The following is a 19,753-nucleotide window of genomic DNA, read 5'->3' on the forward strand; positions in this document are numbered from 1 at the left end:
TCTGCAGCAAGAATAAGCGAAGGGTATTTTTCCTAACTCACTCGACTTTTAGGAGAAATTCAGTTTTAATACCTTCATGTATACGAGGCCGACCATTCTCAGCAGGGTCTTACTCGCCGTCTATAGTGCGGTGGTTGGGTACATTACATTTGGCCTCCTGCTGGCTTTACTTGGATACGATGTCATATCCAAGGGCAGCGTTATTCTCCATTTTAAGATCGATGCAACCGCGGTCATTCCCGGATTTTTTCTAGCGGGCCTTTTTGTCCTGCCCCGGTTTTTGGCCAGCAATGAATTTAGACCGTTGCGAAAATTTTTTGGCGGTGCCCTGACCCAATTTCTGGCCACAATATTCACAACCCTGTTCCTTATGGGGACCTATATCTTTGCCACTTTTAACAACCCGGAACTGGCCCCGGAACTTTCCCAGGATTTCCTCCCGGAAACTTTTGAGGATTTTACAAAGGTCGTGGCCTATTTCCTTGGGGTCGGGAGCATTCTCGGCATTGCGCTTTCCCCCATTGGTGGATTTGCCGCCTGGATTGCCTACCTTTTTATTTATCGAAAATTTCAACGAGGAAAATTTGAGTAATAGGGACAAGGCTTCGCAAAACACGCACAACAAAGACAAGAAAATCTTACTTAACATATTGTATTTTATTAATTTTAACAATTCATACTCAAATATTTAAAGTAAAATCGACACCAATAAGGGTCAAATTTTAGCAATTATTAACAAAATCCTAACAAATTTTACCTACCATACAAATCAACCTATTGGTGATTTTGCCGAATTACCTCTCTCTAGGCCATATACATTTGGGGTTACGAACATGGATAAACCGACAGTCACGCTCCGCCTGACAATGGCGGCTTTTATGATATTGGTTGGGTACCTTACCCTAGGTAAAATTTATGCTCATCTGGGGATTTATCACGTTCATGACCACTCCCATTTGAACCACGCCAGATATGATGACCTCATTTCTCTGCCGGGCTTTTTTCTGGCTGGTTATTTTATCTTGCCGCGCTTTCTCTCCGGGGCAAAAAACAAGATTTTCAAAGCATTTATAGGCGGTGCCCTCGCCTATGGCTTTGCCATTGTTGTCCACACCCTCATTGATACCGTCCTCGGTCTGGGCCCGGTCACGGTTCAACTCTACTTCCCGATTACTGCGGATAATTTAAACTTTATTCTCTTTGATTTCAGCTCCATGATCCTGGTCGCAACAGGCCTGTCACCTATTGGTGGGGCATTTGTTCTGGCGTTCTATCTCGGGCTTTTCAAGCTGGCAAACCGCAGAACCTTTTGGGCCAGGTGATACCCGTATAAATCGACTATTATTATTCCAGTCTTATTACGGATAATCGTTCGGGTAATCGTTCACGTAATCTGGCGGAATAATTTCCGATCATAACTTTGGGGCCAAAATCTTGGCCCCTTTTTCCTTTAAGGCACAAGTCTTTTCGCGTTTAAAGCTTGCCTCCGGCGGTATAGAAAAGGGATATTAACAGCAATATCCTTGTCTTTTACTTTTTCTTTTCACTCTCCGTTATTGAGGCCCAAAATATGTCGCAGTCTTCTTACTACTCTCCCCAGGGCGGCCTGCCCCCGCAGACCCAGATTTTAACAGACCGCGCCATGTTTACAGATGCTTATGCCGTTATCCCAAAAGGTACCATGAGCGATATCGTCACCAGTTTTCTGCCCCATTGGGACAAGACACGGCTGTGGGTACTTTCTCGTCCGCTATCCGGTTTTGCCGAGACTTTTTGTCAGTACATCATGGAAGTTCAACCCGGTGGCGGCAGCACAAAACCAGAGCCTAATGCCAATGCTCAGGGGGTGATCTTTGTGGTTGAAGGCGGTCTGTCACTCACCATCGAAGGCAAAACCCACACCCTGGTAGAAGGCGGATATGCCTACCTACCTGCGGGCTGTAACTGGTCGCTTGTCAACGACACCGACGCACTGGTGAAATTCCACTGGGTCCGTAAGGCCTATGAAGCGGTCGAGGGCCTGGACAAACCCGAAGCCTTTGTCACCAATGAAAAAGACGTTGCCCCCACGGCCATGCCCGACACCGACGACAAATGGGCGACCACCCGCTTTGTCGAGCCTGATGACCTGCGCCACGACATGCACGTCAACATCGTGACCTTCCAGCCAGGCGGCGTCATTCCCTTTGCCGAAACCCACGTCATGGAACACGGGCTTTATGTGCTCGAGGGCAAGGCGGTTTACCGCCTGAACCAGGACTGGGTCGAAGTGGAAGCCGGAGATTACATGTGGCTGCGCGCCTTCTGCCCGCAAGCCTGTTACGCCGGCGGCCCCGGCCCCTTCCGCTACCTGCTCTACAAAGACGTCAACCGCCACATGAAACTGGGTGGCTTATAAATCGGGATTATACCTTACAGGGAGGAGTCAGAATTAATCTGGCTCCGTTCCTCTCAACGATGGAATCTCGCCACATCGACGACAGGAGGGCTTATAGCAATCAGGAGTAGAAATTTTAGCTAGACCAATGGATAATTATTCCCTTTACTGCTCCCTCTACTTAAATTCAGAAGCTAAAAAAGAGCAGTACCGTATGAGAGATCTACCGTCTCCACCAATCTCGCTTTCCCTCCGCCTTTTACTGGCAACCATTACCGGCCTTTGTTTTTACCTGATCTTTGGCCTCGATGTTTCTAATGCCAGCTACTCTTTTAGCTCAGAAGATGCAAAAGAAAGTGTAGAAATTGTTATTGGGGATGATTTTCTCTCTATTCCTGGCGCTTTAATCGCTGGATATTTTATCTTTCCTAAATACATAGAGCTCTTTGAATACAAAAGAGAACGCGCTTTTAGGGGAGGTATACTTACGTTCTGGGTGGCACTAGCTCTTTATCTGATGACCTCCATGGTAATTACCCTGATAACCTCTGAAAATTTATCCGAAATTTGGCTATCGATCCTAGGTTCGCACCTTCTTTTCCTTTTACTTGCAAGCATCCTACTGCCTTTGCTTGGTGGCTGGTTGGCACGGATCATATATGGCCTCATTTTTCGCTTTCGTGACCGCTTCACCTCAACACATTTAGCCGTGTTTGATTGAGCAACCAATCTTCTCTCCTTTTCAAGAGATTTTTTAGGATATCCCAATGACCAGAAATATATCTCAAATATCTCAGATCCAACGCCTAAAGATAATAAATACGCTTTACACAACGACACTTTGTTTTGGGACAATTGTCGCGATCATGTATATCGAAGACATTGGGAAATATTACGTCAAAGGCTTCTTTGATTATGTTACGCCTAGGAGTTTAGCAATTTTACCTGGGGCACTGATTGCTGGCTTTCTTTTATTGCCAACACAACTGTCGCCCTTGCGTTTCCGGTTAGTGCGTTATTTTTTGGCATGTTTAAAGACCTACGGCCTTATTCTTGTAATTTATGGCTTTTTTGGTTTGATGCAAGAAGGTGTCATTTCAGGAATAATAGGCTTTATCAGAGAACCAAGTGAGCAAGAAATCGAGTTTGCCTTCTTTTTTCTTAAAGCAGGATCCGGATTATTTATAATTGCAAGTCTCTACGGCAGCATTCTTACCTTACCCCTATATTATTATCTATTACACAATGGCAATCCTATTCTGATTTCAGACAATGTTGGAAAAGAGACTATAGATTTAGCTGTATTTGATTAATATCAGCACCAATCTCGATAGTATAAAAATTGGCGATAACAAACATGACACTCAAAGATCCCCCCATATCCTTACGTTTATTTCTAGGCCTCTACGCCGGAATAATAGCCTGCTTATCTAGTTTGCTCGGTGGTGAAATCACCAATCTTCAGCATGGTTTTAGCGCGGATGGGTACCAACTCTACGACCTCACAATATTACTTTCCTGTCTTACTCTTGGCTTCCTTCTCATAACCCTCCTTTTTAAAAAAGCTGGCACTGAAGTAAAACTCAGGACCCGAACAGTTACTGCTATCAAAGGTATGCTCATCCTACTGATTACGATCCCCTTTCTCTTCTCTCTTTTTCTGATTTTTTATTACATATATTTACGCCTGGGTCCGTCGCCCGCAGCCTTCGCCTTACAGCTTGGCCCATCGGGGGGAGGTATAGATCTGGCATCATTTCTTTCGGGTTTTTTACTGGGATCCACCCTCCTGCCCCGCTTCGTTTTCACCGATACTTATGCCCCCAAACAAGTCATCCTTGGCAGCATGCTGGCAGGAACTTTTGCCTTAATCCTCTACACCTTTATCAGTGCAATTGAAGAGCGTTTATCGATTTTTCAAATGGAGGGAATTCTTGAGTTTCCAGGCCTGCATTTCAAATTTTTTATAGAGGCCTTCCTATACCGATTACTTAATTTTATAATATCGATATATAGCCTAAGTATATTTGTTATTCTGCCGCTGTGGGGGCTGTTTGGCTGGTTTGCCCATCGCTGGTTCTATCAACGTCAGCATCATTTCAGCTCTCAAGATCTCGCGGTGTTTGAATAGGACTGATCAGACTTCAGATACTTTGTCAGCCTCTTGGTGGAGACTTAAAATAGCTGCCCTATCCTTAAATTATCAGGAGTGATGAATGGCAGCTTCAATGCACACGGCAAAGCTTGAGATCACTTATGAATATACCTGTGGCGGCCGGGTTGCGGCAGAGTTTGATGCACGGGTCAGTATCGATCAAGAAGATGGCGTCCTGATTGCGGGTGAAGTTGAACTCTATGGTTATGACAACGATCATAACGGTGCCTACGAGATTTGTTGCGATCCACACCTCGCCGGAAAAATTCGCCACTTTATCCTGAATAGCGCGCCAGAGACCAACCGGGCCTTCGAAGCCTTGTCACTTGCAACTCCAAGCAGCACACAGACTTCTCTCTTTGGGAATTTCATCGAAGCCTATGAAGAGTGCCATTCATACTAAAGCTTCTCTGATGTTCCCTCTAAATCCATAAGACACAAATCATATATCAAAATTGATACCTTATAATTGGGACTGATTTTTGCTACCCTAACGATAATGCGATGGCGCAATAAGCTAAAATGCCAGCCATTATGTCTGCTTATTTTCGGGGGTATCTGTATGTCGTCTCTAACTCGTTGGTCAATTTTTCTTGTTCCAATTATTGGATTAGCGGCATGTCAGACGACCCAGAAATCGGTCTCCCTTAAAGAGGCTAAATCCATTACAGCCAACTTTGTCGGAAAATCAGTCGAGACCCCACCGCGGGGTATTGAAGATCTGATGGCAACACTGGCAAGTTATGATGAAGAACCAGATCCACAAATTGCGAAGCACAGGGCAAATGCGAATAAAACCATCTCACCAGAGGTAGAAGCCGATCCGAAGCGCTTAATGAATTTCCTGTTCAAGCGTATGCTGGCCCGACAAAATATCGGCATGGGCCAGGAGGCACTTGATGATGCCAGACGTGCCTTACCCTTGGTGAGGAAATACAACAAAAGTACCAAACCTGAATCAGATTATTCACGCGGAGGCATGCTGACCAACATTGCCTGGCAGGAACTTGAATTCGGCCTTTTTAGCGAAGCAATCGAGATTTCAGAAGAAGCCCTTGCCACCAACGCGCCCCCTTCCTGGACCTATAGCCAGATGACCAGGTTCCTTGTTTGGCAAGGGAAACTCGATGAAGCAGAAATAATGCTTTCCCGTACCAAGAAAGCACGCGCAGAGAAACGAAACGATCATCATGTGCCTCGCTTACTGGCTATGATCGCCCAGAGTAAAGGGGAATGGGCCGAAGCCGAGGCTCAATTCAGAAAGGCTCAATCTGCCTTGCGTACGAGAGGCGGGGAAGAATGGGCAAAAAGATCCATGGTCTTTAACGCCCGACGTATCGCCAAGACAGTGCGAAAGCAGGGACGGTTATCAGAATCTGAATTAATCCTCCGCAATGAACTCAATAGCCTGTTGAAGAGAACGCAAACATCCAAGACTGAGACTGTAACCGTCCTGCTCAATGATTTATCTGACAACTTTCAGGCCGCCGGACGTTTTGAAGATTCTATCACTCTTGCCCATAAAGTTCAGGAAATCCTGAGCGAAATCAATTACCCTCAGGCATCATGGATAACAGCTGGCACATATAGGACTGAGGCAACAGGCTATCTCGCCCTTCGCCAATTTGACAAAGCCCGCGAGGTCTTTGATGAGCAGCAACGCATATATGAGACCGTGGCTCCTCTTGCCTATGAAAAATGGTCTAAGCAAAATATAAACAGATTACTGACCTATGTTCTGACTGATCCCAAACCCGCAGACCTTGTTGTTATTGAAGACATCTATACCACGGCCTTAAAGCGCCTGGGTGCCAAACACTATAAGACGGCTGAATTTGCTGCCCTTAAGGCAACTTACCTGTCAAAAACAGGAAAAACAGCTGAAGCCAGAGTACTTTTTGAGGATGCCTTTAAAATACTCAATGCACGCTCCCGCCGCACAAGCAATGGCGGAGAAAGCAATGTGCTCAAGCGCCTGCGCACCATCTTCTTGATGGAGGCATATCTCGACCTTCTGTCAGAAGAAATAATACGTGCAGAAGGCCCTGCTAAAGACGCGTTGATCGCTCTGGCCTATAAAATTGCGGCAACCGCCCGCGGTCAAATGGTTGCGGAATCAATGTCGGCCAGTGCGGTCCGCGCCAGCTTTGACAATCCGGAACTCCAGGAACTTGCCCGCCGAGAACAGGATGCCCAGCGCCAAATTCAGGCGCTTTATGCCCTGCTCGCAGATGCAACCAGCAAAGGGACATCCAAGGATGAGCTCACTCCTCTTCGTACATCCATTGATAACCTACGCGCCGCTCGGGCTGCTCTCTTTGAACAGATTGAGAGCGAATTCCCGGATTATGCATCCCTGATTAACCCCAAGGCGCAAGGACCTGACAAACTCTCGGACAAACTCACCCAAGATGAGGCCGTTGTCTCCTTCTACTTCACGGGATCAAAAGCTCTGGTCTTTATGGCGAGAAAAGATCAACCAACGCGGTTTGTCGAAGTTGCCATTACCAAAAAAGAACTGGCTTCCTATGTGGCACGTCTTCGAGATGCGTTGGAGCCCAATGCGGAAACTCTTGGTGATATTCCAAGTTTTGACATGGAAGCATCCCACGCCCTATATCAAAAACTGCTCGCACCGTTATCAAACGATCTAGCAGGGGTTAAAGACCTCTATGTCATTCCCCACAGTGATCTTTGGCAGATACCATTGGGCGTTCTGACTACAGCGGCTTACGAGCTTCCGGAAGACAAAGAGGTTCTGTTTGAGAGCTATCAAAATGCGCCCTGGTTGGCACGCGATTATGCGATTGCGGTTCTCCCCTCGGCCAATGTGTTGATCAATCAGCGGAGCATAACCAAGCCTGTAACTGAGCGTCTGCAGCTCGCCGCCTTTGGCGACCCCTACTTCAGCCCGGCACAACAATCTGCAGCTCTTGAAGGAACGACTGATAATCTCGTATCACGCGGCCTGGTTTCAAGTGGGGTTTTCCAAAGCCGAGGCCTGAAACTCAAACGTCGGGCGGCCCCTGTAACGCGTGCGTCCAGTTCGGCGAGCCTTGCGGATTTGCCGCGTTTACCAGATACCCTTCAAGAGGTTGAAAGTATCGCCCTGGCGCTCAAAGCGGATATTTCCCGCGATCTTTTCACCGGTATCAACGCCACCGAAGCAAACGCCAAGACACAGGACCTATCAAACCGTCGCTTTCTGGTCTTTGCCACCCATGGCCTGGTACCCGGTGATCTCGATGGCCTCAACCAACCAGCGTTGGCTTTGACCTCCCCAGCAATTACCGGCACGGGGGAAGACGGTCTTCTCACAACCTCTGAAATTCTCGGCTTGCGTCTCAATGCTGATCTTGTTGTCCTGTCAGCCTGTAACACCGCTTCCGCAGATGGTGCAGGTTCAGAGGCCGTTTCGGGCCTCGGAGCTGCCTTCTTCTATGCGGGCGCAAAAACCATGCTGGTTTCCGGCTGGCCTGTGGAAACCACCAGTGCCCGCCAGCTGACCACCACCTTGTTTGAGAACTTTGATAAGGTCAAAGACGCTTCTCCTATGAGCGCTCTGCAACAATCCAACCTGAACCTGATCAAAAACGGCGGCTATCGGGATGAAAATGGCGATATGCTGTTTTCCTACAGCCACCCCATCTTCTGGGCACCTTTCATGGTGATCGGCGATAGTGGCAAGGGAGCGACCCTCCCCGCAAGTTAAGAATAAAGATCAAAGGTAAGTAATCATAACTCCCAAAGGCATTCTTAATTGGTTCTTTTGGGAGTTATTTTTCGTCCAATTTTAAGACGCCGTCACGTTGGACAGCCTCGGCATGGCCTTGAATGATGCGCTGTTTCATCAATGTGGCAGCGGGGTCATTTATCAAAAGAGAGCTTTCACAAAGGTTGATGACCTTATTAAAATCACCGATCCAAAAAATCTCCAAAGCTTGCTCGTAAGCATCGCGGGCTTTGGCCTCCTCCCCAGACAATTCCCCCTTTCGGCACAAGGGCTCGTATACATCCAATACTTGTTCCCGTCCGACCACCTGAACCCGGTTCACTCGGCGCCATTCGAATAGATCCGCGCAACGTTTATAGGTCTCTTCCCCTACAAGTAACATTGATCCCAGTTGCTTGTTGGCGCTTTCCAACCGTGCAGCAAGGTTAACCCCATCGCCCATAGCGGTATAGGTCACCCGGCTTTCAGCGCCGACATTACCCACCGTCATCATGCCGCTATTGATGCCAAAGCGGGTTTTGACTTCACGCCCAAGAATGGCGGGGCCAATAGGTTCGAGCTCTTTATGGGCACGCAGAGCAGTGGCGACAGCACTGGTCGCGTGATCTTCGTTTGCCACCGGGGCGCCATACATCGCAATAAGGGCATCGCCAACAAAATGGTCGATGATACCGTCATTGGCTTTGATAACCTGCTCAAAAGTTTTGAAATAGGCATTGAGAAATTTCACCAGCAGTTCTGGTTCAGTTTCCTCTGAAATAGCGGAGAAACCTTCGATATCGCTAAAAAGCATGGTGAGTAAACGGGTCTCGCCCCCCATTTTCGGGGTCGATCCCTCATCCACCATCTTGTCGATGACAACAGGATCAAGATAGTGGGAAAAAAGCTTGTGGATCTGGGCCCGCTGTCGATCAAGGATCAGGTTGCGATAAAGCGTTCCGGTAAAGTAAACCAGTGTGCCCACAGTCAGAGCTTCTGCCAAAGGAAGAACCAGTAAATTCCCTTGCCGTACGCCAAAGGCTATCAAGAAACAAATAACGAAGGTCAACAAAATTCCGGCAAGGGATTGCCAGGAATGATAGCGTACAGCAATGATCATACTGATCAGGGCGATGAAAAGGATCATTGTAAGAGCCTGAAGATCCCCTGACTGGCTTAAGCTGGTGCCCGCCAATTCATTGCTGATCCCATTGGCAAGAATGGCGACACCCGCCGTTCCAAATAATCCGGCCTCACGCACCAGCGTTTCACCGTGACAATCAGCCATCGCGATCGTGTTATCGCTGTTGACGGGAAAGTAGGGATCGTCAATTTTACGCGTAAACCTGTTAGAGGATTGAAAACGATCTTCGACAGCAAGGTCGAGCCCGAGAAGTACAACCTTACCTGCGAAGGCGTTTCGAAAATACCTCGGATTGCCCTCTTTGGCACAGGCCAGTATCTGGCTAAAGGAGTAGGCTTCAACCGGGCTATCTGGGTCATAGTTGATAATAAAATCCTGATCTGAAACTTCGGATGCTTCTTCGGAATTCTGTTCCCCTGAAGCACGACGAATAATTTCTGCGGCAAATGAAGGCGCCTTTATCTCCTGACCGCTATCCGTAAGCAGGGGAATATAATTCGGAATTTTCCGTATCACATTGTCTTCATCGGGAATGACATTGAGGGGAAAGATATTCTTTGCCCCGCCAATAGCATGGGCAAAGCCCTTGAACGGGCTCAGGGACGAGAACTGAAGATATACTTCACCCATTAATAATCGTCCTTCTTTCCGGCCGTATTTGGCCAGCGCCTGCATAAAAGTTCGATCGTGGGTGCGATTACCTGTCCAGTTTGCTGCGGTGGTGGGGAGAATAATATCAAGGCCGAGAACTTTGCTGTCCGCCTCCATAACCGCAGAAATGACCTCGGCAAACTCCGGGGTCCAGAGAACTCTGGAGTTTTGGACAGAGCCTCGCTTTGATAACTGGCCTCATCCAACAGGATCAAGGTTACATCTGATTGAATATTCAGGTTCCGCCCCTCTGGAGCAAGGAGGCTGTGTTCCCAAAAGGCCGCGGCTTGCAACACATCAATGGAAATTCCTCGTAATTGATCACGGCCCCAAAACAGTGTTATCGCCGTGATCAGAAGGATACAAAGCCCCAACCCAAGAGAATGCCAAATACCGTGGCCAAGTTGATACAAGGGTTTACCCGAGGATTGGGTACCAAAGAGTTTTTGTTTGAAAAAATGAACTGCCACTAACGTCTAACCACCAAATATCTCAAAATTTCACCAGACGCTGAACAAGGGATATATTCCGGGCTTTGGCACGCGGGCTTATTTTCACAACTGTCTCCTTTTGGCCAACAGAAATGCGGTATACCCCTCCAGATGACAACCGGATATTGTGACGATGGAAATCAACCCGGCCATTTTCCAATGCGAATTCCACCGGATCAACATTGTTCTTATCCAGCCGCGCGACCCGTACCAATTCTCCCTCTACGGTTTGGCCTTCTGCCACGACAATTGCGGGATAAAGAGAATAGAGTGTGTGATCAGGTTCAGGTGTTTTGGGTGCGTTAGGGTTCCGAAATACAGCGGTCAGGGCCACGGTTTTACTACTCGCGCTCTTACCCTGGATTTTTTGCCCACAATCCAATTGTTCGGTTTCAACAAGCCCACCGACAACCGTGCTTTTATCTATACCAATGGTGACTTTCCCACCGGTTATTTTCTCAGACAAGCAAGCGTTCATATAGCCTATGGAAATTTGAGAGCCACTATTTAAACTCAGAGACTGACCTTCCCATAGTAAGTCCATGATTTCGACTTCTTGTACATCCCCGACGATATCATCGACAATCGCTACGGGTTCATCAGCCAGTGCCAGTGATTGGGATTGGAGTTGGGATTGGGATTGGGCAAAGGATTGAGAAGAAGTAAGAGAAACAATTAAAACTGAAGATACAACCAGACCACCAGTAAGAACACCAGATAGGAAGCCACCAAAGAAAATCTTATGCGTTAAAAATAGCAGTTTTACTTTAAAAGGTTGTATATCAAATTTAATTAACATGCTTCCCCCTCTGACTTTTTGGGCAACAACATTCCCAATACACTATAGACTACTATAGGTTATATTTTAATAGAAAGATATCCTCGCATTTTCACATAAGACGTTGCGACAATACAGCTTCTTCTCCTTGATGCTTTTCCCTTGGGTATGTAACCTTTCGCTTATAGCTAAGAGTAAAACTTCAAGGGCGAGAGAATGATTGTAAAGTATATTTCCAGCATCAGAAATTCTCTTCTCCTCTTGCTTGTTGGTATTTACCTTAGCTCTGCAAACTCTGCGTTACAGGCGCAATCTCATTATCAAGAAGTCAAAATTCTCTCCGAATTTGGTTATAGCAATGAAGCGCTATATTTCCCAGGCTCTGAATCAGGCTCACCAGAAACAGCTGTTGTGCTGGTCCATCAGTCATCGGCTCATAAAGAAAGTTGGACCGATTTTGCTTTAGCGCTTCAAAACAAGGGTATCCCGTCTCTTTCCATAGAAGATGTCGGAAGGCGGGACGTTCTTGATGCCATTCAATATTTGAAGGATAAGGGGCACCAAAAGGTCATGCTTGTGGGTGCATCCATAGGTGGAGGTGCGGTTCTTCAGGCCAGCAGCCAAGCCAATAAAAAAATGGACGGGGTTGTGACAAAAGTTGTCCTACTCAGTACAAGCTCTGCCTCTGCAATTGTCACCCCCGGCATAGATAAACTCTTCATCGTGGCAAAATCGGATATGTGGGGATCAGATAGCCATGACATCTTTGAAGAAAGCACTGAACCTAAAAAACTTTATGAATTTGAGGGTTTTGCTCATGGTCAGGATTTACTGGTTGGCAAAGATGGTAAAGAGATTACAACCCTTATCCTGAATTTTCTATCCGTGCATTGACCGACAATCGTACAGCCATCCCAACCCAAAAATCTTTCCATTTTTTTGATTAAAAATTAAAATTGATTGCAAATAAGTTTTATTTATTCGTCTTTTGGTAGTAATTCTTAATGTATACTAATCCAATTCTGATATGATGAGCTCTCGTCATTATCAATAAGTTTAGGATAGTTGGTTACGAGCCTGAATGCAGCAATACGGTATATAGCAATACGATATACAGCAATACGATGAAAACTGCGTTCAAGGTACTCGTCTTATAAGGCTAATGGGGAACGTCACGCATGCTCATGGACCGTATTTTCAAGGATCTACCCATCGGATTGTGCCACTTTGATACTGATCTGCGGTATCTCTACATTAATAAATGGCTGGCCGATATAAATGGCATTCCTCCAGAACAACATATCGGCCGTTCCATAGCAGACGTTCTTCCCGATGTTGCAGAACATGCGTCACAACCCATTCTCCAGGTCCTCGAGACTGGCATCCCCCTTTTAGGTGGAGAAGTTTCTGCCGAAACACCCGCTCATCCCGGTGTGATCAGAACTTTTAGACACAGCTTTATTCCGGTGAGATCTGAAGGCGGACCCATCATTGGTGTCAGTGCAGTGGTCGAAGAAATCACAGAACTGAAATTGGTCGAAAAATCACTGCGCCAAGCCAGCAGGATGGAGGCCGTAGGTCAACTAACCGGGGGGATCGCCCACGATATCAATAATCTGCTCGCTGTTTTAATGGGCAACACCGAAGTCCTGTCGCAACATCTCAACAGCGATAAAAAATTACATAAAAACGTTCAAGCCATTATCAAAACTGTCGAGCGAGCATCCGCACTTACAGACCGACTGCTGGCCTTTTCCCGCAAACAGGACTTGTCGCCGAGACCAGTACAGCTCTCGGGTATGATTAAGGGATTAGAAGATCTTTTATCTCGCTGTCTTGGCGAAACCATTGATATAAAGATAAAGCTAGCGACTAATTTATGGCCCGCCTTACTCGATCAAAGTCAGTTTGAAAATGCCCTGGTTAACCTTGCCCTTAATTCACGCGATGCCATGCCAAAAGGTGGTCTTCTAACCTTTGAGACATCAAACGTGACCTTAAAACCGGGGGATCTTCCACGAATTAAAGATGACAACGTCGAAACAACACAAGAAGATATTATTGTTGGTGATTTTGTCCGTATAGAGATTAGCGATAGCGGACTTGGGATGCCCCCAGAAGTACTGGACAAAGCCTTCGAACCCTTTTTCACAACCAAGGAAAATGGCCGAGGAAGTGGGTTGGGCCTTTCCATGGTGTATGGCTTTGTCAAACAATCAAACGGGCATATAAGTATTGAGAGTGAAGAAAATCAGGGTACAGCCATTACCCTTTATTTCCCGCGTTCTTTAGAAACAGTTGCCCCAATTGTACACCAAGGTGATGAGCCAATATCAAACGGCCCAGTTCAGGGGCACATACTGATTGTAGAGGACAACAACGATGTTCGGGAGGTTGCTGTCAGCACTCTCAAAAATCGTGGTTATGAGGTCACCGAGGCCAGTTCACCTGAGCAAGCTCTTAAGCAATTAAAAGTAGCTGAAAAAATCGACCTATTATTCACCGATGTAATCTTGCCTGGTGGCATGACAGGTCTTGATATTGCAGAACAGGCCAAACAACTTCACCCGCAAATCAAACTATTATACACAACGGGCCATTCCGAAAATACCGTCACAAAAGCAAAAAACACCAACATCAAAGCCCCGCTGCTCAAGAAACCCTATCGGCGCACAGAACTGCTCTCAAAAATACAGGCTCTGCTGAATGTTAAGTCAATATTGGTTATTGAGGACGATGAAGAAATTTTATGCCTGATCAAGGATTATCTCGAGGATAAGGGCTATAACGTAATCACGGCATCAGGAGGAAGGAAAGGTTTTAGCCTTTTCAAATCTCAACAGTTTGATGCCGTTATCATGGATGTGATGATGGATAAGGGCGAAGGTTTTGAAACGCTGGGCTGGATAAAAGACAAGAACCCTGACATCAACATTCTCGGTATTTCAGCCAATCCTCAATACCTTACCGTTTTTAAAGCGCTGGGGGCAACGGATACCCTCAGAAAACCCTTTAAAATGGAACAGATTACCACCCGCTTACAGAGAATGATCGGCTAGTTAGTCTCAATCAGCTTATTCGGCCTGTACCCATATAAAGCAGCGACTTCTTAATAAACCAGGAAAGAGAAACACTGTGGGTATTATTCAAGGCCCAGGTCCTGCAACTTGTTATTAAACCACACAGGATAGTCGTCAACATAACGCCCCAAACTTAAAAGCAGTTCTTCCCGCTTGGCTTTTTCTATAATTCTCAGGCGCTCTTTATGGTAATAGGCCCGGCGCGCGGGGGAAATATATTTTTCAGGTACGCCGGAATTCAACTTGTCAAAAAGATGTTGCAGATCATCAGGAATGGCCACCATATCCTTATGGAGCAAGCTTTCGTACACTCCAAGCCTGAGCTCTATTTTCTCGGTGGGCAAACGTACTACGTTTTTGAGTATCCCCACCTGATCACGAATGGCACGGACCATAATATCCGCATGCCAGTCCAGTCGCGTTGTCAGCAGTTCATGATTAAAATCAACGGTACTCATCTGCGGATCCAGCAACCAGGAATTCTCCACAAGGATTGTGTTTTTATCTCCCGGCTCAGCGGCATTCGTCTGGTTGCTCGGGTTTATCAGAGCTATTGCTTCATCGGCAGTCAGATATATATCGTTGTTTTGACCGGGTCCTTCATAGTGGGTAAGCAGACGGTCCCATGCTCGAACCACCGGGACGTTTAAGCTCCATTTTTTCTCGCCGGGATCATTGGGAATGCCAAGATCCATAATCAGAGAGTAACGCTTCCCTGGTGTTCCCTTGCGGTAGAGGATCACCTGGAACTTGAGATCATAAAGCGCGATATGCCTCCAGATCGTTTCGGGGATTTGTGACATCGGGGCATTTCCCCCCGGCGGCTGGGGTAAGGGAAACCTCATATTTTGCGGAAACCACCACATAATTTGGGCGAAAGTAACTGCTTTACCCTCCACATCCTCTACCTGCCAGCCAACATCATATTCAAAGCCCGGGTATTGATTTTGTATGCGAACCCCTTCTTTTGGCGGGCTTGCGGATTGGAGGAGAAATTGAAAACTGCCTTCTTCCCGCCCGGCAATATCCGCGTGCGCAGATAGTGATCCCAAGTGAGCCACCGCGAACACCGCAAAGAGAACAGCGCTCTTAGGAAGAAGGCTTATAATCCGGGCGCTACTCACTGTTCCAGCCACCCCTCAACCTCCTGATCAAAGGTCGATTGCCGTTGCATAAGAGATACTTTGTGATCTCCCGGCACTCCTCCCTGAAAATCGCCGGGCATAAGCTTAATTGTACCGGTTTTTTCAGGCAGGCCCGTGTATTCCGCCGCGCGGAAATAGCCCTCTCGCATCGGTTCCGCGATCAACGGAAGAACAAACTTTTCTGTATCAATAAAACTTCGCACAGGGGCATAGTGATGCGCGCCGTAGCTCAGGCCAAAGAACACCACGCCGGCATAGAGCGCATAACTAAACCGGTGGCTATTGAGGATCGAACAAAGAAAGGTTCCCACCGCAAAGAGTCCGCTGATAATACCGATATTAATTAGCTCCTCCCAGGCCATCGCCGGGGTGACCAACGGGGATGTCGTCGCCAAAAGCGGTAGCAGGATATATATGGCTAGAACCATTAACCCGATCAGCATGCCGAGCAGCCCACCTATGGGCTTTTTTTCTGCGCGCCGATTAATCTGATATCTGGTGTGATCCTTAAAGTCCCCGTCATCAAGATCATCGTGATGGTCCGATAGGCTGTGATTAGCTCCGCTATGTTGATTGGCCCCACTGTTATGATGAGAACCCCTGCTTTGATGAGATCTATTGTGAAGTTGAGGATCTGGGAGAATTGCTGCGGGTAAGATATCCGGCCAGTCTTCGGGATAATTCTCTTCTGCTTCTCCAATGGTCCCCGTGACAGGCGCATCGGCAACAAGCGGTTTTTCCAAAGGCGTTAGCGTTATCGGCTCAAGCGTTTCGTCATCAGGGCCCGACATTTCCAACTCGGGCATTTCTAACTCGGGCACCTCTAATTCGGGTATTTCCCGTTCAGATATTTCTAACTCAAGTACTTCTGGCTCAAGTATTTCTGGCACTTGATCTTTTAACTCTATGTCGTACGGTTCCGGGGTTTCCTTAGGATTAGTTTCTACAGCATGAGCAGAGGCTTGTGTTATGACCTTTTTGGGATCATCTTCCGGCTCCCATCCCAATCTTTCGGGCACTTCTCCGCTTTGTTGAGTAGATTTAGGATTTCAAATAGAGCATAGATTGATTATCTGGAATGGATGATTGTCTAATTTTGAGTTTGAAGTATTCGGTATCCTTGATGCCTCTGGCTCGCTTACGGATCATTCCTATACTGACATTACCAGCCTCTATCCTGGCGCTTGTGAGCTTGTGTTTGGCGTAGTTGCAGATGCCCACACAATGTTTCCGTAGGGATTTCGCGAACTTTTTTAGATAGAGCATCTGTGACTGATCTGCTATCAGGCACCAACGTTCCAGTTGCTCCGCCATCGCCTCAAATGAAGCGGCACTCCACAGCAGCTGAAGCTGTTCTTTCAAGACGTAAAGTGCATTCAGGTTGCTATTGCTCTCCAGCAACCTTTGCAGCTTGTCACTTTGTTTTTCACTCAACTTATCCGCATTTTTGAGCAACAGATAATGTGTCCCTTTCATCAACTCTTTACCACTTGGATCGGCCTTTCTGAACTCAAGTCGACGCTGATTATGGATAGCTTTGCTGTAGTTTTTCATGACGTGGAAACGGTCAAATACTATGTCGGCCAACGGCAAGGACTCTCTGACAGCCTTTTGGTAGGCAGGCCCCATATCCATCGCTACGGCCTTTATTTTGCAGGCTGTATCTGGTTGCAGTTGTTTCAAAAACCTTGAAAAAACCTCGGCAGTTCGGCCTGCTTCAACCCAGATCAGATGACCGCCAACCATATCGTAGACCACCGTCATGTAGTCATGACCTTTCGCCCGGGCAACTTCATCTACACCAATATATTCCAAGCCAGTTAGCTCTGCAGGATCAAGCGTAGGGAGAGTTTCAATAAGGTATGCCCTGTCGATATTCTTGACCGTTTCCCATCGTATATCCAAATGTCTGGAAACCGCTTGAATAGACATATGCCGACATAATCCACTGATCAGTCGGCAAAATCGGTGAGTGAAACGGCACCCTTTATCAACAAAATCACACCCCTCAATGCGGCGTTCGCCCTTGTTAATATAAACCTGCGCCAGCTCAATCTCGACCACACAAGGATACCCAAAAAGGGGGATGTCGTTTACTTGTCGGCGGACATGCTGGTTGATGCTTCCCTTCTGGCCTGTAGCAGGGTCTATAGCCCTCCTACGCGCGTCTCGGCTGCAGTGAATGACAATCTTAACACCGCCGTCATCCAGTTTAATTTCATTTACACGTTGCCCTTTGAGGCCTAAAATATGCTGCGAGATGTTGATTGTCATATACCTGCTCTATGTAAAGTTATCAGAAACCATACATATCAACAGGTTACTTGGCGGTCGGCATCTTTTTCTACTCAACAAAGCGGAGAAGAGCCATCTTTCGCCCAGGTCATAATCATTACCGTTACTCCTGGGCTTCTTTTTTGGTTGATTTTTGGGGCCGTCATTTTCGAGGCCCTCATTTTCGAACTGGGGTCTTTGGGCTTCAATCTGATCTTGCAGGACCAGCTGAACCGCCTCATCAAAGCTTTCAATTTCATGTTTTGCTTCGGCAGACGACAAGGGCGGATTACGGGTTTCCAGCTCAGCAATAAAAGACCGCCGTTCCTGCAACAGAAAATCAACCAGATCACTGGTCTCCATTTCATTTATTGCGGGTAAGCCCTGCTTTAGTGCCCTAGCCTTCTTTTGCGCCAACACTCATCCCCAACTGGTCATTATTGATTCCGGCCAAATCAATTCTCTCAACACCAACCTTATAACAGCTTAAAAGTTACCATACTGAAAATATACTCTTGGCTCCCTTATGATAACTTTAGTTCTGGGCGATCCTTATCCAAACAACGATCAACAAAGGTTGCGGGCTTATATTCCAGGGTCAATTCCGGATTGTCTTCCGCATAGATAATATCTAGCCCCTGCCCGCCCAGACTATCCCAATAACTTTTCTGACCGATTTGTTTGTTAAAGCTGGTTTCGATGACCTCGCCATCGGCTTCGAAGCGGAGCAGCACATTAAACCCCCGCCCCATGCGCGACTTGGTCCCCATCACGGTGGCCTTGGCAATCCCGCCCCGGCTATAGATGTGCAGGGTATTGCCGACCATCTCGATCATGGTCCACCACAGATAGAGCGATACCAGAAGCGAAATCGGCACCGGAACATTGAGGGTCAGATCCAGCTTGATGCCGCCGTCAAAAGTAAGTCCACCCAGGACCCACAGCAATAATACAGCTATAGCAATGGAAAGCAGGCTATAGCCTAGAAAGCGCAGCAGGTAATAGGAAACCACACCCGACTTAATGCGCCCCTCAGACTTCAGCTCTTTGTAATAGGGAAGGAAATCACGGGCACCGACGTGGAGAAAAAACTCAAAAAGAAATGACATCTAAGCAATCTAAAAAGTGGAGAATTGATACGGAAGAAAATTACCAAGCCATTGTGCCTGAGCATCAAAGACAGCGCAAAATTTATCGTTTAATGTACTAAGTGGCCGAAAAATTCTTTCATTATTTTACTTGTACAACAAAATGGCTAGTTTCTAGATATCCAGCCCCCTCATTGTTCTCAAGCTCATATACATTTTTATAAATCGATAATTAAATATACAACCCGTCTAAAAACATTACCTGATATACATTAGGCCAAAGCCAAAAAACAATACCGAATAGTTTGATATTTAACCTACTTTTTACAATCCCAATATATATGCAATAGATTGCAAATCCATAAAATATACAATTAGACAAAATAAGGGGAACAGCACTATTCACATCACCAAACAAAAACACTATACCACAAACCAAAAATATAATCGGGACTTGGTAAAGTATTTTCTTACTACTTTTTAAGACCACTACCGTGCTGAGAATTATAAAAAGTACCGTAGAAAATGATAAAACATACCCATCCTTATCAGACTTATCACCCCATAAAGAAATATTCGCCGGATTTACGGGCAATAAAATATGTATCGCTTTAAAATAGCTATTTTCAGAAACATCCGAAAAACTATGTAGATTTTTTGAATGTTCATTGACGTGTTTATATGCACTTTCTACTGCAGTGTCATTTGCTATAACCATGCCAATTATTATGGCAACCAACCAAAACGCAACAATTCCATTTATAATTCTTCTTATTGGAGTATGTAATTTATCAGTCATAAATTATCTGTCTTGTTCGGCAGTTCACATGAAGTAAATAAATGCTTCTTCCCATCAGA

General features: G+C 46.4%; 18 protein-coding genes and 1 pseudogene. 11 read left to right on the forward strand and 8 right to left on the reverse strand.

The features are described 5' to 3' along the window. The first annotated feature begins 76 nt into the window (after positions 1-76). The 8 genes from ACOGW3_RS23040 (at position 77) to ACOGW3_RS23075 (ending at position 8,244) form a co-directional block, all read left to right on the forward strand. Entirely contained in the window at positions 77-592 is a 516-nt protein-coding gene (locus ACOGW3_RS23040) for a hypothetical protein (RefSeq protein WP_419905083.1), read from the forward strand. Between the two features lie 241 nt (positions 593-833). After that, positions 834-1,322: a hypothetical protein gene (locus tag ACOGW3_RS23045; protein ID WP_419905084.1), complete on the forward strand. Its 489-nt coding sequence runs from the start codon at positions 834-836 to the stop codon at positions 1,320-1,322. A gap of 248 nt (positions 1,323-1,570) precedes the next feature. Further along, entirely contained in the window at positions 1,571-2,398 is an 828-nt protein-coding gene (locus tag ACOGW3_RS23050; RefSeq protein ID WP_419905085.1) for a bifunctional allantoicase/(S)-ureidoglycine aminohydrolase, read from the forward strand. 193 nt (positions 2,399-2,591) lie between these two features. Continuing rightward, the gene (locus ACOGW3_RS23055; protein ID WP_419905086.1) at positions 2,592-3,098 is read left to right on the forward strand and encodes a hypothetical protein; all 507 of its coding nucleotides are present in this window, start codon (positions 2,592-2,594) and stop codon (positions 3,096-3,098) included. 46 nt (positions 3,099-3,144) lie between these two features. Beyond that, positions 3,145-3,690, forward strand: coding sequence for a hypothetical protein (locus ACOGW3_RS23060; protein ID WP_419905087.1), 546 nt, complete (start codon positions 3,145-3,147; stop codon positions 3,688-3,690). Between the two features lie 44 nt (positions 3,691-3,734). Then, the gene (locus ACOGW3_RS23065) at positions 3,735-4,508 is read left to right on the forward strand and encodes a hypothetical protein (protein WP_419905088.1); all 774 of its coding nucleotides are present in this window, start codon (positions 3,735-3,737) and stop codon (positions 4,506-4,508) included. 85 nt (positions 4,509-4,593) lie between these two features. Next, on the forward strand, positions 4,594-4,935 hold the full coding sequence (locus ACOGW3_RS23070) for a hypothetical protein (protein ID WP_419905089.1): 342 nt from the start codon (positions 4,594-4,596) through the stop codon (positions 4,933-4,935). Positions 4,936-5,094: 159 nt separating this feature from the next. Then, positions 5,095-8,244: a CHAT domain-containing protein gene (locus ACOGW3_RS23075; protein WP_419905090.1), complete on the forward strand. Its 3,150-nt coding sequence runs from the start codon at positions 5,095-5,097 to the stop codon at positions 8,242-8,244. Between the two features lie 64 nt (positions 8,245-8,308). Here ACOGW3_RS23075 and ACOGW3_RS23080 read toward each other — a convergent pair whose 3' ends face one another. The 3 genes and pseudogenes from ACOGW3_RS23080 to ACOGW3_RS23090 form a co-directional block, all read right to left on the reverse strand. Further along, on the reverse strand, positions 8,309-9,391 hold the full coding sequence (locus ACOGW3_RS23080; RefSeq protein WP_419905977.1) for an adenylate/guanylate cyclase domain-containing protein: 1,083 nt from the start codon (positions 9,389-9,391) through the stop codon (positions 8,309-8,311). Further along, positions 9,380-10,171, reverse strand: a pseudogene (locus ACOGW3_RS23085) (CHASE2 domain-containing protein); the annotation flags it as partial. The gene ACOGW3_RS23080 and the pseudogene ACOGW3_RS23085, both read right to left, overlap by 12 nt. Positions 10,172-10,531: 360 nt before the next feature. Continuing rightward, entirely contained in the window at positions 10,532-11,329 is a 798-nt protein-coding gene (locus tag ACOGW3_RS23090; protein ID WP_419905091.1) for a hypothetical protein, read from the reverse strand. Positions 11,330-11,524: 195 nt separating this feature from the next. Between ACOGW3_RS23090 and ACOGW3_RS23095 the strand changes: the two genes are divergently transcribed. Together ACOGW3_RS23095 and ACOGW3_RS23100 are read left to right on the forward strand one after the other, a co-directional pair. After that, positions 11,525-12,202 (forward strand): alpha/beta hydrolase, encoded by a 678-nt coding sequence (locus ACOGW3_RS23095; protein ID WP_419905092.1) that lies wholly within the window; start codon positions 11,525-11,527, stop codon positions 12,200-12,202. 290 nt (positions 12,203-12,492) lie between these two features. Further along, positions 12,493-14,367 carry a response regulator gene (locus tag ACOGW3_RS23100; protein WP_419905093.1) on the forward strand — a complete coding sequence of 625 codons (1,875 nt, stop codon included), beginning with the start codon at positions 12,493-12,495 and terminating at the stop codon, positions 14,365-14,367. An 83-nt stretch (positions 14,368-14,450) separates the two neighbouring features. Here ACOGW3_RS23100 and ACOGW3_RS23105 read toward each other — a convergent pair whose 3' ends face one another. From ACOGW3_RS23105 to ACOGW3_RS23115, 3 genes are read right to left on the reverse strand one after another with little or no spacing between them, the layout of a single operon-like run. Further along, a complete protein-coding gene (locus tag ACOGW3_RS23105; protein ID WP_419905094.1) occupies positions 14,451-15,524 on the reverse strand; it encodes a hypothetical protein in 1,074 nt (357 codons plus the stop codon). Further along, the gene (locus ACOGW3_RS23110) at positions 15,509-16,552 is read right to left on the reverse strand and encodes a hypothetical protein (RefSeq protein ID WP_419905095.1); all 1,044 of its coding nucleotides are present in this window, start codon (positions 16,550-16,552) and stop codon (positions 15,509-15,511) included. The genes ACOGW3_RS23105 and ACOGW3_RS23110 overlap by 16 nt, the downstream gene beginning before the upstream one ends. A gap of 22 nt (positions 16,553-16,574) precedes the next feature. Next, complete coding sequence (locus tag ACOGW3_RS23115; RefSeq protein ID WP_419901077.1) at positions 16,575-17,807, reverse strand: ISL3 family transposase; 1,233 nt, start codon at positions 17,805-17,807, stop codon at positions 16,575-16,577. Between ACOGW3_RS23115 and ACOGW3_RS23120 the strand changes: the two genes are divergently transcribed. Further along, entirely contained in the window at positions 17,794-17,922 is a 129-nt protein-coding gene (locus ACOGW3_RS23120) for a hypothetical protein (RefSeq protein WP_419905096.1), read from the forward strand. The genes ACOGW3_RS23115 and ACOGW3_RS23120 overlap by 14 nt on opposite strands. A gap of 409 nt (positions 17,923-18,331) precedes the next feature. Here the strand turns inward: ACOGW3_RS23120 and ACOGW3_RS23125 are convergent, their stop codons facing one another. Then, on the reverse strand, positions 18,332-18,916 hold the full coding sequence (locus ACOGW3_RS23125) for a hypothetical protein (protein ID WP_419905097.1): 585 nt from the start codon (positions 18,914-18,916) through the stop codon (positions 18,332-18,334). A gap of 211 nt (positions 18,917-19,127) precedes the next feature. Beyond that, positions 19,128-19,694, reverse strand: a complete 567-nt coding sequence (locus tag ACOGW3_RS23130) for a hypothetical protein (protein WP_419905098.1) — start codon at positions 19,692-19,694, stop codon at positions 19,128-19,130. Positions 19,695-19,753 lie beyond the last annotated feature (59 nt).

This window comes from Kiloniella sp., from assembly GCF_965205715.1.
Lineage (GTDB): Bacteria > Pseudomonadota > Alphaproteobacteria > Kiloniellales > Kiloniellaceae > Kiloniella.

Coding starts and splice junctions, on each gene's coding strand:
- ACOGW3_RS23120 (WP_419905096.1), top strand. CDS start 17,794: ATGTTGATTGTCATATACCTGCTCTATGTAAAGTTATCAGAAACCATA.
- ACOGW3_RS23045 (WP_419905084.1), top strand. CDS start 834: ATGGATAAACCGACAGTCACGCTCCGCCTGACAATGGCGGCTTTTATG.
- ACOGW3_RS23090 (WP_419905091.1), bottom strand. CDS start 11,329: ATGTTAATTAAATTTGATATACAACCTTTTAAAGTAAAACTGCTATTT.
- ACOGW3_RS23100 (WP_419905093.1), top strand. CDS start 12,493: ATGGACCGTATTTTCAAGGATCTACCCATCGGATTGTGCCACTTTGAT.
- ACOGW3_RS23080 (WP_419905977.1), bottom strand. CDS start 9,391: ATGATCCTTTTCATCGCCCTGATCAGTATGATCATTGCTGTACGCTAT.
- ACOGW3_RS23060 (WP_419905087.1), top strand. CDS start 3,145: ATGACCAGAAATATATCTCAAATATCTCAGATCCAACGCCTAAAGATA.
- ACOGW3_RS23130 (WP_419905098.1), bottom strand. CDS start 19,694: ATGACTGATAAATTACATACTCCAATAAGAAGAATTATAAATGGAATT.
- ACOGW3_RS23095 (WP_419905092.1), top strand. CDS start 11,525: ATGATTGTAAAGTATATTTCCAGCATCAGAAATTCTCTTCTCCTCTTG.
- ACOGW3_RS23050 (WP_419905085.1), top strand. CDS start 1,571: ATGTCGCAGTCTTCTTACTACTCTCCCCAGGGCGGCCTGCCCCCGCAG.
- ACOGW3_RS23125 (WP_419905097.1), bottom strand. CDS start 18,916: ATGTCATTTCTTTTTGAGTTTTTTCTCCACGTCGGTGCCCGTGATTTC.
- ACOGW3_RS23065 (WP_419905088.1), top strand. CDS start 3,735: ATGACACTCAAAGATCCCCCCATATCCTTACGTTTATTTCTAGGCCTC.
- ACOGW3_RS23070 (WP_419905089.1), top strand. CDS start 4,594: ATGGCAGCTTCAATGCACACGGCAAAGCTTGAGATCACTTATGAATAT.
- ACOGW3_RS23075 (WP_419905090.1), top strand. CDS start 5,095: ATGTCGTCTCTAACTCGTTGGTCAATTTTTCTTGTTCCAATTATTGGA.
- ACOGW3_RS23055 (WP_419905086.1), top strand. CDS start 2,592: ATGAGAGATCTACCGTCTCCACCAATCTCGCTTTCCCTCCGCCTTTTA.
- ACOGW3_RS23115 (WP_419901077.1), bottom strand. CDS start 17,807: ATGACAATCAACATCTCGCAGCATATTTTAGGCCTCAAAGGGCAACGT.
- ACOGW3_RS23040 (WP_419905083.1), top strand. CDS start 77: ATGTATACGAGGCCGACCATTCTCAGCAGGGTCTTACTCGCCGTCTAT.